Here is a 14,604-nt window from a genome sequence, read left to right as displayed (position 1 = left end):
TGCCCGTTGCCGTCAGGGGCTCTCCCGGACCGGGTCAGGCCGCTGCTCCTCGAGGCCCTCCAGCAGCCGCTGCAGATAGCGGGCACGCTGCTCCCACACGGCGTTACGGTGCAGCTGCCGGGACAGCGGCAGCAGGTCCGGGTCGCCCAGCCGCGCCTCGGCGAGCTGACCATGATAGGCCTCGACCAGAGCCAGGTCGGCCTCTCGCCCCTCTTCCCAGGCCGCCCGAGAGGCCTCCAGGGCCAGGCGCGCCTCCCGCCCGAGCACCTTGTCGAGCCGTGCACCGAGGCGCTCCACCTCCTCCTCCCAGCGTATCCCGGCCTCCCGGGCACACGCCAGGGCGGGTTCGGACAGCCACTGGGCCTCCGCCAGGCAGGCATCGAGCTCATGGGCAATGGTCTGGCCTCCGCCCGCGGGCGACAGCGTCTGGGCATGCAGCGGCACCAGGGGAAACAGGAGCAGGAGGCAGGCAAGCGGGCGAAGTATCGGCATGGCATCACCTTGTGGGGGCCGGGATGGCGCCAGCAACGAAAAGGGGGGCGTCAACGCCCCCCAGCATAGTGCCCTGGCCCCGGCAGGGCGAGCGGGCTCAGCCGTGCAGTTCGCCGTCCTCCTCGATCACGTCGACACGCACCAGATCCTCGTAGGCGTGCCAGCTGGCGAAGCCCAGCACCGGCAGGATCAGCGCCAGGCCGATGTAGAAGGTCAGCACACCGACAAGCACACAGCCGGTCAGGATCGCCGCCCACAGCAGCATCGGGCGGAAGTTGCGCCCCACGGAACGCACGCTGGCCTCGATGCCCTCCATGAAGGTGAGGTCGTGGTGCATCAGGGTCGGAATGGCCACCACGCTGATGGCGAAGGCGCCGAAGGCGAGGATGCCCCCCAGCACGCTGCCCACGGCGATCATCCCGAGGCCCTCGGGGGTAGTCAGCAGGGCGGAGTAGAGGGTGGCCGGGCTCGGCACCTCGAAACCGAAGAAGAGGGCGAAGAGCAGGGTCGCCAGCCGAATCCAGGCCAGGAAGAAGATCATCATCATCACGCCCATCATTGCGAGCTGGCCGGCGTGAGGCCGCCAGGCCCCGAAGGCATCTCCCAGGTGGGGAGCCCGATTCGCCTCCAGGGCGCGACTGACGCCGTAGGAACCCACCGCCACCAGCGGGCCGATGAACATGAAGCCTGCCACCATGGGCAGCAGCCAGTGCCAAAGCCCCAGGGTGATGGCCCCGGCGGTGATGGCGATGCTCAGGCCCACCCAGAACATGCCGTAGGCGAGGCTCACCGCCGTGGCCTGGCGGAAATCCTCGATGCCGGCCGCCAGCCAGGCCCTCGGCCGATCCATGCCCACCGGGTTGATGGTGATCTTGACCCTGGGCGCTGCAGCCTTGTGATCCGCTTTTGTTGTTGCCGCGTTCATGGTGTCACCCCTGTTGCGCCATGTAATTCCCGCTTCCCGCGGGACGGTTCCGGCACCGGCCTGCGACCTAATGCCGCCTTAACCAGTTAACTCAGGATTAATGTAGTTGACCGGAGTCAATCCTGCCGCCTGGCCACCCTCGCGAATTCCACGCTTTCCGGCGTGAGATACATAAGCTGATCACGATTGGTTCTTTGTCAGACTGGCCATGGCTGCCCTAGCATGGCGTTCTGCCATAACTCCAGACCAGAACCAGAAGAAAAGCCCCCTCGGGGCCCAGCCCAAGGAACCTGACGATGACCCTGCCACGACCCATGGCGGTCTCCCTGCTGGGGGCCCTGCTACTTGGCGGCCTGGCCCTGGCCGCCCATGCCGATGATGAATTCTCCCGCGAGCAGCTCGAGGTGATGGCCGGGGGCTGCGCCAGTTGCCACGGCACCGATGGCCGCCTCTCCGGTCCGGTGCCCGCCATCGCCGGCCGGCCCCAGGCCGTGCTGGAGTCGCGCCTGCTCGCCTTCAAGCGCGATGAGATTCCGGACACCACGGTGATGAACCGTATCGCCCGCGGCTTCAGCGACGAGGAACTCTCGGCGCTGGCCGGCCACTTCGCCACCATCGACGCGCCCTGAGGAGGCCCCATGAGTCATGATTCCCAACGCCAGGGCGTTTCCCGGCGTCGCTTCCTCCAGGGCCTCGGCGCCGCCTCCACCCTGCCCCTGTTAGGTGGCCTCTCTCCCTTCGCCATCGCCAACGGCCCCGCCGGCCGCGTGGTGGTGATCGGTGGCGGCTTCGGTGGCGCCACCGCCGCCAAGTACCTCAAGCGGGCCAATCCGGCCATCGAGGTCACCCTGGTGGAGCCCGCGGAGGTCTTCTACACCTGCCCGTTCAGCAACCTCTTCCTGGGCGGCCTGCGCGACATGCGCTCCATCGCCCACGGCTATGACGAACTGCGCGATCGCTACGGCGTGCGGGTGGTGCATGCCCTGGCCGAGGACGTCGACCCCCACGGGCACCGCGTGCGCCTCTCCAACGGCGAGACCCTGGCCTACGATCGCCTGGTGCTCTCGCCGGGCATCGACTTCCGCTGGAACGCCCCCGAGGGGTACGACGAGGCGGCCGCCGAGCTCGCGCCCCACGCCTGGAAGGCCGGCGCCCAATCCGAGCTGCTGCGCCGCCAGCTCGAGGAGATGGACGACGGCGGTACCTTCGTGATGGTGGCCCCCGAGAACCCCTTCCGCTGCCCGCCGGGACCCTACGAGCGCGCCAGCATGGTGGCCCACTACTTCAGCCAGCATAAGCCCAACTCGAAGGTGCTGATCCTCGACGCCAAGGACAACTTCTCCAAGCAGGGGCTGTTCACCGCCGGCTGGGAACGCCTCTACGGCGACCGCATCGAGTGGGTGGGCCTCTCCGGCGACGGCCGCGTGACCCGGGTGGATGCCGAGAACCTCGAGGTGGAGACCGAGTTCGGCACCCGCCACCGGGCCGATGTGCTCAATGTGATCCCGCCCCAGAAGGCGGGCTTCATCGCCGAGCGCGCAGGCGTCACCGATGAGTCCGGCTGGGTGCCGGTCAAGGCCGAGACCTTCGAGTCCGAGCGGGTCCGCGACATCTATGTGGTGGGCGATGCCACGGTGGCCGCGCCGATGCCCAAGTCGGGCTTCTGCGCCAATAACCAGGCCAAGGTGGTGGCCGCCGCCATCGCCGCGGACCTCTCGGGCCGTGCCGCCCCGGAGCCCTACTGGACCAACACCTGCTACAGCCTGATCGGCCCCGAGTACGGCATCTCGGTGGCCGGGGTCTACCGGGTCCAGGAAGGCGTCATCGCCGAGGTGGAGGGCGCCGGCGGGCTCAGCCCGGCCGACGCCCCGGACCATATCCGGGCACTCGAGGCCGAGTACGCCGTGGGCTGGTACAACGCCATCTGCCAGGACACCTGGGGCACCAGCGTCTGACCCGGGAGCGGCAGTGATATGATGCGCAGGGCCACCTTCGGGTGGCCCCGTTTCGTTGAAGGATCGAGGAGTTTTCCATGAGCCATACCGAGCTGGTGGCCTGGTCGGGCCTGGTGATCGGCCTGGCCTTCGGCGCCACCGCCCAGGCCACCGGATTCTGCCTGATGCGCGGGCTGGCCAACGCCTGGACGCGAGGCGACACCGTCAAGCTGCGCGCCTTCGCCCTGGCCATGGCCGTGGCGCTGCTGGGCAGTCAGGCGCTCGTGGCCACGGGCGTCCTGTCGCTGGGGGGCGCCCTCTACCTGCCGCCCAGCGCCTCCTGGCTGGCGGTGCCCCTGGGCGGTGCGCTGTTCGGCTACGGCATGGTGCTGGCCAACGGCTGCGGCGCCCGCTCGCTGGTGCTGCTCGGCAGCGGCAACCTGAGGAGCTTCGTGGTGCTGGTCTGCCTGGGCCTTTCGGCCGCCATGACCCTCTCCGGCCTGCTCGCTCCGCTGCGGGTCTGGCTCGAGGGTGCCACCACCCTCGCCCTCCCCGCCCGGGATCTGCCCGGGCTGCTCGGCGTTCCCGCCTGGCTGCCGGCCCTGGTGCTCGGCGGCGCACTCATCGCCTGGGCGCTTGCCAGCCGCGACTTTCGCGCTTCGCCGCGAGACTGGCTCGGCGGGCTGGTCATCGGCGCCCTGGTACCGGCCGGCTGGCTTGCCACCGGCGTGCTGGGCTTCGACGACTTCGAGCCGGTGCGCCTGGCCACCCTCACCTTCATCGCCCCCATCGGCGACAGCCTGCAGTACGCCATGCTCTCCACCGGCAGCCGGCTCGGCTTCGGCGTCAGCGTGGTGGCCGGGGTGCTGGCGGGCGCCCTGGTGATGGCACTCGCCCGCCGCGACTTCCGCTGGCAGGGCTTCAGTGGTCCAGGCCACATGGGGCGCAGCATGGCCGGCGGCAGCCTGATGGGCATCGGCGGCGTGCTGGCCCTGGGCTGCTCCATCGGCCAGGGGCTGTCGGGCTTCTCGACCCTGGCGCTGCCCACCTTCGCCGCCCTGGCCGGCATCCTCCTCGGCGCCTGGCTGGGGATCAAGGGGCCGCTTTCGCTGTCCAATTCGACGACCTGACTAACCCTCCAGGAAATTGCCCATGCCCCACCCCCTGACCCGACGCCTGCTCTCACGACGCCGCCTGCTGATTGGTGCTGGCCTGATGCTCCTCGCGCCAGTCGCGCTGGCCGACGGCCCCTGGCAACGCCTGGAGGCCGCCAGCGAGCTGCTCGGGGGCACCACCCCGGCTACCGAAGGACTGGTCCTCGATCTGCCCCACGTGTCGGAAGACGGCTCGGCCGTCCCCCTCACCATCAGCTTCGACGGCAGCCTCGCCGACGACGATTACCTGACCGAGATCCACCTCTTCGCCACCGGCAACCCCTCTCCCGAGATCGCCAGCTTCTCGCTCGGCCCCGCGGCCGGCCTGCCGGAGATCTCCACTCGGGTGCGCCTCAACGAGACCCAGCAGGTGATCGCCATCGCACGCACCCAGCAGGGCGAGACCTTCGCCACCGCCCGAGAGGTACGCATCACCGTCAGCGGCTGCCTGATGCGCGGTGACGACCAGGGCCCCGAGCCGCTGACCAACCCGCGAGTCAGCCTCAGCCTGCCCGAGCGCTTCACCGCCGGCGTGCCAGGCGAGGTTCGCACCCTGATCAGCCACCCCATGGAGACCGGGCTGCGCGAGGGCAGCGACGGCGAGACGCTGCCGCGCCACATCATCGAGCGCTTCACCGTGACCCTCGACGGCGAGACCGCCTTCGCCGCCGACCTCCACCAGTCAATATCGGCCAACCCCTACCTGCGCTTCCACCTGGCGCCGCAGGAGGACGCCGAGCTGGTCATCGAATGGCAGGACGACAGCGGCGAGAGCGCCCGCCACGAGGCGAGACTCAGCGTCGGCTGATCGGCGACTCCACCCACCCGAACGCAGGCGCCCCCGCCAGTTGGCCGGGGCGCCTGCGCTGCAAGGGGGCACCGGGGGCGCCCGTGGAGAGCGGCCGCTTACCGCACGATCATCACCGACATCTTGGAGTGGTGCACCACGTGCTCGGCGTTGGGACCCAGCACGTAGTCGGCGAACTTGCGCTTGTTGTGGGAGGCCATCACGATCAGGTCGACCTCGAGCTTCTTGGCCGCCTTGATGATCGCCTCCCAGGGCGAGCCGTCGACAATCACCGTCTGCACCTTGATGTCCTCGGGCACGTGCTCCTGGATGAACCGGTGCTGGGCCTCGGTAACGGCCTCGTGGGCCTTCTTGGCGAAGTCCTTCGGAAAGTAGGAGCCCACCAGGGGCATCCGGTAGTCCGGCAGCACCGTCACCACATGCAGCGAGGCGCCAAAGGTGCGGCACAGGGTCACCGCCGTGGGCAGCGCCTTCTTCCAGGAGCTCTCCTCGTTGAGGTCCACCGGCATCAGGATCTTGTTGTACATGTCATCGTCTCCTTCAGGCAGTAGCCGCCTGGCCGGTACCGGGTTCACGACGGCGACGCTGCAGCATCACCACCAGGCCAAACACCAGGAAGCCCGGTATCCACATCCACTCCTTGGCCCAGCGATCCACCGGGGCCAGTACCTCGAGGATCTCCTGGTCGAAGTCGAACCCCAGGTCGGCCGCCAGGCTGCCGAACTCGACGAAGTCCACCATGGCCTGATCGCCATCGACCCACAGCTCCATGCCGAGACGCTCCATGCGCTCCTCGCCGGTATCGCCGCGGGGCACCGGCACCAGCACATAGGTGGTCATGGGATCGCCGAAGGCGTCCTCGCCGGCGATCTGCACCCGCAGGTTGCTGCCGTCCTCCACGTCACCCAGGGCCTGGACGAACTGGCTGGGGGGCACCGCCTCGTAGGGGTCGTGGACCTTGTCCATCCAGAACCCCGGGCGGAACAGGGTGAAGGCCACCAGCAGCAGCAGCACCGACTCATACCAGCGGTTGCGCACGATCATGTAGCCCTGGGTACCCGCAGCGAAGATCAGCATGGCGATGGTGGCGATGATGAAGATCACTATCCCCTGCAGCCACCCGACATCGATCAGCAGCAGGTCGGTGTTGAAGATGAACAGGAAGGGCAGCGCCGCGGTGCGCAGGCTGTAGTAGTAGTAGAAGGCCTGGAAACCGGTGCGCAGCGGATCGCCGCCGGAGACCGCCGCCGCCGCGAACGACGCCAGGCCCACCGGGGGGGTCACGTCGGCCATGATGCCGAAGTAGAAGACGAAGAGGTGCACCGCGATCAGCGGCACGATCAGGCCGTTCTGCTGCCCCAGCATCACGATCACCGGCGCCATCAGCGCCGAGACCACGATGTAGTTGGCGGTGGTGGGCAGGCCCATGCCGAGGATCAGGCTGAGCAGCGCGGTGAGCAGCAGGATCAGCATCAGGTTGCCCATGGAGAGGATCTCCACCACGTCGGCCAGCACCAGGCCGACACCGGTCTGGGAGACCGCCCCGACGATGATGCCCGCCGCCGCCGTGGCGATACCGATGCCGATCATGTTGCGGGCACCGGCCACCAGGCCATCCCACAGGTCCTTGAAGCCCTCCTTGATGTCCCCAGCGACCTTGCTGCGACCGCGGAAGAGCGCGATCAGGGGGCGCTGGGTGACCATGATGAAGATCATGAACACCGTGGCCCAGAAGGCGGAAAGCCCGGGCGAGAGGCGCTCCACCATCAGGCACCACACCAGCACGATCACCGGCAGGATGTAGTGCAGGCCGACCATCACCGTGGGCCGGGTCTCGGGCAGCTTGACCACCTTGGAGCTCGGGTCGTCGAGCTCCAGCTCCGGATACCTGGCGCCCACCTTGAGCAGCGCCACATAGATCACCGCCAGCCCCACGGCCACCACCCAGGGGGTGGCATCGCCGAGCACCGGCTTGAGCCAGCCGAGGCCGTAGTAGACGGCAAAGGAGAGCGCCATCAGCAGCAGCAGGCCGGTCAGGAAGCCGATGACCTTGTTGAGGAAGGGGCGCGCGGGATTGCTCGAGGGCAGGCCCTGCATGTTGGCCTTGAGCGCCTCCAGATGGACGATGTAGATCAGGGCGATATAGGAGATCAACGCCGGCAGGAAGGCGTGCTTGATCACCTCCACGTAGGGAATGCCGACATACTCGACCATCAGGAAGGCCGCGGCCCCCATCACCGGCGGCATGATCTGGCCATTCACCGAGGAGGAGACCTCCACGGCGCCGGCCTTCTCCGCCGAGAAGCCGACCCGCTTCATCATGGGGATGGTAAAGGTGCCGGTGGTGACGGTATTGGCAATCGACGAACCGGAGATCAGGCCGGTCATCCCGGAGGCCACCACCGCCGCCTTGGCAGGGCCGCCCTTGTAGTGACCGAGCAGCGAGAAGGCCACCTTGATGAAGTAGTTGCCGGCCCCGGCCTTGTCGAGCAGGGCGCCGAAGAGCACGAACAGGAAGACGAAGCTGGTCGAGACCCCGAGGGCGATGCCGAACACCCCCTGGGCGGTCAGCCACTGGTGGTTGATCAGACCGTTCAGGCTGACGCCGCGGTGGGCCAGGATGCCCGGCATCTGGGGGCCAAACAGGGAATAGAGGATGAAGACCGAGGCCACGATCATCAGGGGTGGCCCCAGCGCCCGGCGGGTGGCCTCCAGCAGCATCACCAGGCCGATCACGCCGACGATCACGTCCTGGGTGATCGGTGCCCCCGGCCGGTTGGAGAGCTGCTCGTAGAAGAGGAACATGTAGGCGCCGCAGAAGGCGGCCACCGCCGCGAAGATCCAGTCCTGGATCGGGATGCGATCACGAGGCGAGCGCTTCAGCGCCGGGTAGGCCATGAAGGCCAGGAAGAGGGCGAATGCCAGGTGGATCGAACGCGCCTCGGTGGCGTTGAAGACACCGAAGCGGAACATGTAGGGGAGCGGCGACGCAATCCACAGCTGGAACAGCGACCAGCTGGCTGCAATGCCTACCAGCAGCTTGCCGGGCGCTCCCAGCGGCTTGCGCGCCCCGGAGTCGCTGGAGGCGACCATATCCTCCAGGTCTACCTCCGAGGCGCGGGGTTTGGTGTTCTCGTCAGTCATGTGCTGGCCCTGCCCGCAGTCAAGTGTTGTGTCTATCCCTGCCCGTGGTGGATGGCCCCAGGCGGGGCCCCAACGAGATGCGCGGACGCCCCGAGGGGGTCCGCGCATCGATCACCACGGGTGATTGGCTGACGCCGCTGGAATCACTCGATCCAGCCGCGCTCGCGATAGTAGCGGGCCGCACCGTCATGCAGCGGCGCAGTCAGACCCTCGGAGATCATCTGCTCCTCCTGCAGGTTCTCGAAGGCCGGGTGCAGGCGCTTGAAGCGATCGAAGTTCTCGAACACCGCCTTGACCGTCTCGTAGACGATCTCCTCGTCCACCTCCGCAGAGGTGACGAAGGTCGCCGCCACGCCGAAGGTCTCGACGTCCTCGTCGTTGCCGCGGTACATGCCACCCGGAATCACCGCGTGGGTGTAGTAGGGATTGGCCTCGATGATCTCCTCGATCTCCGGGCCGGTCACCGGGATCAGGCGCGCATCGATGGTGGTGGTGGCCTCCTGGATGGAGCCGTTGGGGTGGCCCACCACGTAGACCATGGCATCGATGTTGTTGTCGGAGAGGGCCGCGGCCTGCTCGGCGGCATCCAGCTGGGAGGCCAGGGAGAAGACGCTGGTATCCCAGCCCATGGCCTCCATGACGACGTTCATGGTGTTGCGCTGGCCGGAACCCGGGTTGCCGATATTGACGCGCTTGCCCGGGAAGTCGCTGATGTGCTCGATGCCGGAGTCGGCGCGGGCCACCACGGTCAGCGGCTCGCCGTGCATGGTGAAGACGGCGCGCATCTCTTCCCAGGCGCCATCCTCGGCGAAGTTGTCCTCGCCGTGGTAGGCGCGATACTGGACGTCGGACTGCACCACGCCCATGTCCAGCTCGCCGCTCTTCATGCCATTGACGTTGGCCACGGAGCCGCCGGTGGAGGGGGCGTTGCAGCGGATGTTGTGCTCGTCGCTGCCGCGGTTGACCATGCGGCAGACCGACTGGCCGACCACGTAGTAGACGCCGGTCTGGCCGCCGGTGCCGATGGTGATGAAGCGATCCTGGGCCACGGCCGGGGCCGAGAACATCGCAGCACCGAGCAGGGCGCCGGAGAAGGCAGCAGCCGAGAAAGCATGGCGTTTCATGAACACACCTCTTTGCGTTGTAGGCATTCGGTTGTAGGCAATCGTTGGTGGCAGCTCCGACACCCTGGTCGGGGAATCTACCAATCTCTTCTACTTTAGCGGAAAAAACTGCTTACGGGTAACCAACCTCCCTCAACGAAAAGCGGAAAGATGACTCCCATCAGTCTAGCCCCTGGCAGCGTTTATCGCGCGTTGGGGCCATGGCAGGACAGAACGAAAGAACCGCGCCGTGGCGCGGTTCCGTTTCCAGCGTGAAAATGCCAGCGGCACGTCACGGCGCCCCTCAGGAAGCCTTCATGATCAGCGCCTGCTTCTCGTCCTTCATGGCGGCAAACTCGGCCTCGAAGAAGAACTCGCTCTCCCCAAGCGCAGGCTCCAGATGGTTGAGCCAGGTGGCCTCTTCGTCGTATTTCGCGAAGAAGGGACGCTGCACCCAGTCGCTTTCGCGCCCCTGGATGAAGCGCAGCACGAACACCTTCTCGCCGTTGATCTCGGTGACGCCCTGGATCTCCACCTTGCCGGGATCGGCGGACATCGACGGCCCCCGGGCGGTACGCGCAAGGCCCGGCACCTGCTTCATCGCCTCGCGGTAGATCTCCCAGGCGCGCACCAGCGGCACCTCGAAGTAGTGGCGGGCGCCGGTGTCGCGCTCCACGAACAGGTAGTAGGGGATCATCCCCAGGCGCACCTGCTGGGTCCACATCTTGGCCCACTGGTCGGCGTCGTCGTTGATGTGCCTGAGAAGCGGCGCCTGGGTGCGGATCTCGGCCCCGGTGGCGCGGATGCGGCGGATCGCCTCGCGGCAGATGGGGGTATCCATCTCCTTCCAGTGGTTGAAGTGCGCCATGAAGGCCACATGCTTACCGGCCGCGGTCAGCTCGCGGAACAGCGCGAGGATATCCTCGGCGTCCGGGTCAGTGACGACGCGATAGGGCCAGAAGGTGAGGCTCTTGGAGCCGATGCGGATGTCCTGGACGTGATCCAGCTCGGGCTTCATCAGGCCCTCCAGGTACATCCTCAGGTGCTTGGCCTTCATCACCATGGGATCGCCGCCGGTCATCAGCAGGTCGGTGACCTCGGTATGCTCGGCCAGGTAGCGGTGCAGGGAGTCGGCTTCGCTGGAGGCGAACTTGAGGTCCTTGTCGCCCACGAACTGCGCCCAGCGGAAGCAGAAGGTGCAGTAGCTGTGACACACCTGCCCCTGGCTCGGGAAGAAGAGCACCGTCTCGCGGTACTTGTGCTGCATGCCGGGTAGCGGCTCGCCGTCGAGCAGCGGCAGGTTGAGGTCCATCTGCCCCGCCGGATGGGGGTTGAGCTCACCGCGGATGCGCTCGATCACCGGCTTCATCTCGGCGGCGTCGGCATCGCGGCGCACCAGCTCGGCCACTTCGTCGTAGTGCTCGGGACGCAGCATGCCGCGCTGGGGAAAGGTGAGCTGGAAGATCGGATCGTCGGGAATGTTGCTCCAGTCGATCAGCTCCTCGATCACGTACTCGTTGACCCGGAACGGCAGCACCTGGCTGACGACCCGCATGTCGAAGCGCAGGTCGTCAGGCAGGTTCTGTATCGCCTCGATCTTGTCGAGCTGGCGGTGGGTGTAGACCTTGAACTGTCGGGCCTCGAAGGCCTCGGCCTCGGGGCTGCCGAGCTCGATATTGACGCGCTGGTTCATCTCGCCTCCTCTTCGTTGTCCGGGGCGCCGGCCAGGGAGGCAGCGCCGCCGTCTTCTCATCGGGGGAGGCCATTGGTACAGAGTCGGTGAGAAAAGTGCAAATTTATGCGCCGATTTGCAACGAATGTCGCGAAACGACGCACAAGGCGCAACAGTTCGTTCGCTCCCGGCTCACCGGGCGGGCTGGCGGATCAGCTTCGCCGCGAGGCGCTGAAGACGCGGGGCCCCGACCAGGATCAGTGCGAGCTCCGGGCAGCCCGAAGCACGCGACTAGCGCCCTACCCCACGTTGTAGCCCAGCGTCCGCGGCAGCCACAGCGCGATCTCCGGGCAGCATGAAGAGCGCCACAAGCGCCCTACCCCACGTTGTAGCCCAGCGTCCGCGGCAACCACAGGGCGATCTCCGGGAACACGGCGACGAGCGCCAGGGCGCTGGCCATGGCCACCACGAAGAGCAGCGCCCAGCCCACCGTCTGCTCCAGGCGGATCTTCGCCACCTCGGTGGTCACCATCAGGTTCACCGCCACCGGTGGCGTGAACTGGCCGATGGCGATGTTCATGGCCAGCAGGATGCCGAACCACACCGGGTTCCACTCGAAGTGCTGCATCACCGGGATCAGGATCGGCATCAGGATCAGGTAGATGGAGATGGCATCGAGCAGCATGCCGGCGGCCAGCACCGCCAGCATGATAAGGATCAGCAGCAGCACCCCGTTGTCGGTGAGCGCGATGATCCACTGGGCCATGTCGCGGAAGGTGCCGAGCATGGTGCCGGCCCAGGCGAAGATGCCGGCCAGCGCGATGATCAGCATCACCACGCCTGAGATCACCGCCGCCTCGCCGAACAGCCGCCACAGGTCGCGCACCCCGATCTCGCGGGTCACGAACAGCCCGATCGCCACCCCGTAGGCCACCGCCACCACCGCCGCCTCGGTGGGGGTGAAGAGCCCGGAGCGCAGCCCGCCGAGGATCAGCACCGGGGCGAAGAGCGCCGGCAGCGCCTGCTTGAAGGTCTCGCCCACCTTGAGGCGCTCGGCTCCCTCCACCGGCGTGCCGCCCTCCCAGCCCCGCCCTTCCCAACCATAGCGCCTCGAGACGATCAGCGCCGGCACCAGCAGCGCCAGGCCGGCCAGGATCCCGGGGAAGAGCCCGGCGGCGAAGAGCGCCCGCAGGTCGACCCCTGGCACCACGATGGAGTAGAGGATCAGCGCCACCGAGGGCGGGATCAGGATCGCCGTGGAGGCCGAGGCGGCGATCAGCGTCGCCGAGAAGGGCTTGGGGTAGCCCGCCTTGGTCATGCTGGGCAGCATCACCATGGCCACCGCCGCGGCGTCCGCCGGCCCCGACCCGCTCATGCCGCCCATGATCATGCACACCAGCACCGCCACCAAGGCCAGACCGCCGTGGCGCGGGCCGATCAGCGCCTGGGCGAAGCGCACCAGGCGCAGCGCCACCCCCGAGCGCTCGAAGATCAGCCCGGTGAGGATGAACAGCGGAATGGCGATCAGCGGGTACTTGGCGATGCTGTTGTAGGTGTTGGTGCCGAGCGTGGCGAGCATGGCCGGCGGCAGGCCGGCCAGGATGCCCACGGCGCCGGCCAGGCCCAGGGAGAAGGCCACCGGCACCCCGGCAATCAGCAGGCCCGCGAAGGCCAGCAGCATCCACAGATCAGGGCTCATCACTGAGCCTCCCGCGCAGGCGATCCCAGGTCTGCTGGGTCTGGCGGATCATCATCGCCGCCGAGAGCAGCGGCAGCCAGACGATGTACCACCACTGCGGCAGCCCCAGCCCCGGCGAGAGCGACTCCCACTGGTACTCCTGCCAGGCGAGCTTGCCGCCGAACCAGGTGATCAGACCCAGCACCGCCATGCCGCAGCTCCACTGGAAGAGGATCAGTGCACGGCGCGGCGCGGCGGGCAGCGCCCGCTCCAGCAGGCCCACGCGGATATGGCCGTTGCGGCGCAGGGCCACCGCGGCGCCGGCGAAGGTGAGCACCACCAGCAGGAAGACCGAGAACTCCTCGGTAAAGGCCAGCGAGCCCCCGGTGATATAGCGGGTGACCACGTTGCCGAGGCTGATCACCGCGATGATGATCAGCGCCAGGGAGGCGAGCCAGCGCTCCGGCCGGGCATCAGGAGAGGGTGTCATAGGGACCTCATGAATGACGTCGCCCCCGTTTCCGGGGGCGACGAGTGTGGCGTGTGGTGGGGGCTCAGCGTGCTTCGACGGCCTCGCGGGCCGCTTCCACCAGGGCCTCGCCGATGCGCGGCACCCACTTGTCGTGAACCTCGGCGGTGGCCTCGACGAAGGCCTGGTACTGCTCGTCAGTCAGCTCGGTGACGGTGACGCCGCGCTCCTGGATGGCGGCCAGCCGCTCGCCCTCCTCCTCCCGGGTCATGGCGATCTCCCACTGGCCGGCCTCGATGGCCGCCTCGCGCAGGATCTCGCGGTCGCCCTCGTCCAGGGAGTCCCACACCTGGCGGTTCACGGCGAAGATCAGCGGGTCGTTCATGTAGTTCCACAGGGTCAGGTGCTGCTGGCCCACCTGATCGATGCGCGCCACGTCGAACACCGAGAGCGGGTTCTCCTGGCCGTCCACCGCGCCGGTGGTCAGCGCCGGCTGGGCGTCGGTCCAGCTCATCTGGGTGGGGTCGGCGCCCAGGGCGTTGAAGGTGTCCTGGAAGAGCGGCGAGCCCACCACGCGGATCTTCAGGCCATCGAGGTCGCCAGGCTCGCTGATCGGGCCGCGGGAGTTGGAGAGCTGGCGGAAGCCGTTCTCGCCCCAGGCCAGCGGGATGACGTCGCGGGACTCGATCGCCTCGAAGACCATCTCGCCGGCGGCGCCGCCGGTCACCGCGTCCACCGCCGCCTCGTCGGGCAGGAAGAAGGGCAGCGAGAAGAGGTTGAGCTCCGGCACCTGGGGCGACCAGTTGATGGTGGAGCCCACGGCGGCGTCGATCAGCCCGGAGCGCATGGCGGAGAACTCGCGGGTCTGGTCACCGGCCACCAGCTGGGAGTTGGGGTAGACCCGCATGGTGATGCGGCCTTCGGTGCGCTCTTCCACGAGCTCGGCCCAGCGCTCGGCGGCCTGCCCCCAGGGGAAGGCGTCGGAGAGCACGGTAGAGATGGAGAGCTCGCGGGCCTGGGCGGAGAGCGAGGCGCTGAGCAGGGCGGCACCCGCCAGGGCGGCGGCCAGCTTGGCAAGCGGTCGATGGAGTGTCATGGCGTGTCCTTGCTTCGGGGGCCCAAGGGGCTCGGGCCACAGTTGTCATTATGGAGCGGGCGGCCAGGCGCGGCGGCGCGGCCGTCAAGGCAGATATTCTACGAATACCAGCGTTGAATGACAGCCGGC

The 14,604-nt window shown here is 67.8% G+C and carries 13 protein-coding genes; 4 read left to right on the top strand and 9 right to left on the bottom strand.

All coding sequences use genetic code 11. The annotated features are described in order from the left end of the window. Nucleotides 1-12 precede the first annotated feature (12 nt). Complete coding sequence (locus B6N23_RS13705) at nucleotides 13-492, bottom strand: hypothetical protein (RefSeq protein ID WP_110069849.1); 480 nt, start codon at nucleotides 490-492, stop codon at nucleotides 13-15. Nucleotides 493-589: 97 nt separating this feature from the next. Further along, a complete protein-coding gene (locus B6N23_RS13700) occupies nucleotides 590-1,417 on the bottom strand; it encodes a DUF2189 domain-containing protein (RefSeq protein ID WP_110069848.1) in 828 nt (275 codons plus the stop codon). A gap of 296 nt (nucleotides 1,418-1,713) precedes the next feature. Between B6N23_RS13700 and B6N23_RS13695 the strand changes: the two genes are divergently transcribed. The 4 genes from B6N23_RS13695 (at nucleotide 1,714) to soxZ (ending at nucleotide 5,313) form a co-directional block, all read left to right on the top strand. Continuing rightward, the gene (locus tag B6N23_RS13695) at nucleotides 1,714-2,046 is read left to right on the top strand and encodes a c-type cytochrome (protein WP_110069847.1); all 333 of its coding nucleotides are present in this window, start codon (nucleotides 1,714-1,716) and stop codon (nucleotides 2,044-2,046) included. A 9-nt stretch (nucleotides 2,047-2,055) separates the two neighbouring features. After that, entirely contained in the window at nucleotides 2,056-3,372 is a 1,317-nt protein-coding gene (locus B6N23_RS13690) for an NAD(P)/FAD-dependent oxidoreductase (RefSeq protein WP_305499868.1), read from the top strand. A 77-nt stretch (nucleotides 3,373-3,449) separates the two neighbouring features. After that, nucleotides 3,450-4,481: a YeeE/YedE family protein gene (locus B6N23_RS13685; RefSeq protein WP_305499865.1), complete on the top strand. Its 1,032-nt coding sequence runs from the start codon at nucleotides 3,450-3,452 to the stop codon at nucleotides 4,479-4,481. 22 nt (nucleotides 4,482-4,503) lie between these two features. Next, complete coding sequence (soxZ, locus tag B6N23_RS13680; protein ID WP_305499862.1) at nucleotides 4,504-5,313, top strand: thiosulfate oxidation carrier complex protein SoxZ; 810 nt, start codon at nucleotides 4,504-4,506, stop codon at nucleotides 5,311-5,313. Between the two features lie 98 nt (nucleotides 5,314-5,411). Here the strand turns inward: soxZ and B6N23_RS13675 are convergent, their stop codons facing one another. From B6N23_RS13675 to B6N23_RS13645, 7 genes are all read right to left on the bottom strand, one after another. Continuing rightward, nucleotides 5,412-5,840, bottom strand: coding sequence for a universal stress protein (locus tag B6N23_RS13675; protein ID WP_119021899.1), 429 nt, complete (start codon nucleotides 5,838-5,840; stop codon nucleotides 5,412-5,414). Between the two features lie 13 nt (nucleotides 5,841-5,853). Next, nucleotides 5,854-8,457, bottom strand: coding sequence for a TRAP transporter permease (locus B6N23_RS13670; protein ID WP_305499859.1), 2,604 nt, complete (start codon nucleotides 8,455-8,457; stop codon nucleotides 5,854-5,856). A 143-nt stretch (nucleotides 8,458-8,600) separates the two neighbouring features. Then, entirely contained in the window at nucleotides 8,601-9,581 is a 981-nt protein-coding gene (locus B6N23_RS13665; protein ID WP_169959110.1) for a TAXI family TRAP transporter solute-binding subunit, read from the bottom strand. Between the two features lie 283 nt (nucleotides 9,582-9,864). Next, complete coding sequence (locus tag B6N23_RS13660; RefSeq protein ID WP_305499856.1) at nucleotides 9,865-11,253, bottom strand: KamA family radical SAM protein; 1,389 nt, start codon at nucleotides 11,251-11,253, stop codon at nucleotides 9,865-9,867. A gap of 355 nt (nucleotides 11,254-11,608) precedes the next feature. Continuing rightward, nucleotides 11,609-12,931, bottom strand: coding sequence for a TRAP transporter large permease (locus tag B6N23_RS13655; protein ID WP_305499853.1), 1,323 nt, complete (start codon nucleotides 12,929-12,931; stop codon nucleotides 11,609-11,611). Then, a complete protein-coding gene (locus B6N23_RS13650) occupies nucleotides 12,921-13,400 on the bottom strand; it encodes a TRAP transporter small permease (protein WP_302139367.1) in 480 nt (159 codons plus the stop codon). The genes B6N23_RS13655 and B6N23_RS13650 overlap by 11 nt, the downstream gene beginning before the upstream one ends. 64 nt (nucleotides 13,401-13,464) lie before the next feature. Beyond that, entirely contained in the window at nucleotides 13,465-14,475 is a 1,011-nt protein-coding gene (locus B6N23_RS13645) for a DctP family TRAP transporter solute-binding subunit (protein ID WP_305499851.1), read from the bottom strand. Nucleotides 14,476-14,604 lie beyond the last annotated feature (129 nt).

It is taken from the genome of Halomonas alkalicola, assembly GCF_030704205.1.
In the GTDB taxonomy this organism is placed as follows: domain Bacteria; phylum Pseudomonadota; class Gammaproteobacteria; order Pseudomonadales; family Halomonadaceae; genus Halomonas; species Halomonas alkalicola.
The sequence above is the reverse complement of the archived record's forward strand: the minus strand, read 5'-3'. Positions and strand labels throughout refer to the sequence as shown.

Bases quoted from the DNA above. Each gene is read 5' to 3' on its own strand.
- soxZ (WP_305499862.1), top strand. From the start codon at position 4,504: ATGCCCCACCCCCTGACCCGACGCCTGCTCTCACGACGCCGCCTGCTG.
- B6N23_RS13655 (WP_305499853.1), bottom strand. From the start codon at position 12,931: ATGAGCCCTGATCTGTGGATGCTGCTGGCCTTCGCGGGCCTGCTGATT.
- B6N23_RS13675 (WP_119021899.1), bottom strand. From the start codon at position 5,840: ATGTACAACAAGATCCTGATGCCGGTGGACCTCAACGAGGAGAGCTCC.
- B6N23_RS13685 (WP_305499865.1), top strand. From the start codon at position 3,450: ATGAGCCATACCGAGCTGGTGGCCTGGTCGGGCCTGGTGATCGGCCTG.
- B6N23_RS13705 (WP_110069849.1), bottom strand. From the start codon at position 492: ATGCCGATACTTCGCCCGCTTGCCTGCCTCCTGCTCCTGTTTCCCCTG.
- B6N23_RS13665 (WP_169959110.1), bottom strand. From the start codon at position 9,581: ATGAAACGCCATGCTTTCTCGGCTGCTGCCTTCTCCGGCGCCCTGCTC.
- B6N23_RS13690 (WP_305499868.1), top strand. From the start codon at position 2,056: ATGAGTCATGATTCCCAACGCCAGGGCGTTTCCCGGCGTCGCTTCCTC.
- B6N23_RS13645 (WP_305499851.1), bottom strand. From the start codon at position 14,475: ATGACACTCCATCGACCGCTTGCCAAGCTGGCCGCCGCCCTGGCGGGT.
- B6N23_RS13700 (WP_110069848.1), bottom strand. From the start codon at position 1,417: ATGAACGCGGCAACAACAAAAGCGGATCACAAGGCTGCAGCGCCCAGG.
- B6N23_RS13695 (WP_110069847.1), top strand. From the start codon at position 1,714: ATGACCCTGCCACGACCCATGGCGGTCTCCCTGCTGGGGGCCCTGCTA.
- B6N23_RS13660 (WP_305499856.1), bottom strand. From the start codon at position 11,253: ATGAACCAGCGCGTCAATATCGAGCTCGGCAGCCCCGAGGCCGAGGCC.
- B6N23_RS13670 (WP_305499859.1), bottom strand. From the start codon at position 8,457: ATGACTGACGAGAACACCAAACCCCGCGCCTCGGAGGTAGACCTGGAG.
- B6N23_RS13650 (WP_302139367.1), bottom strand. From the start codon at position 13,400: ATGACACCCTCTCCTGATGCCCGGCCGGAGCGCTGGCTCGCCTCCCTG.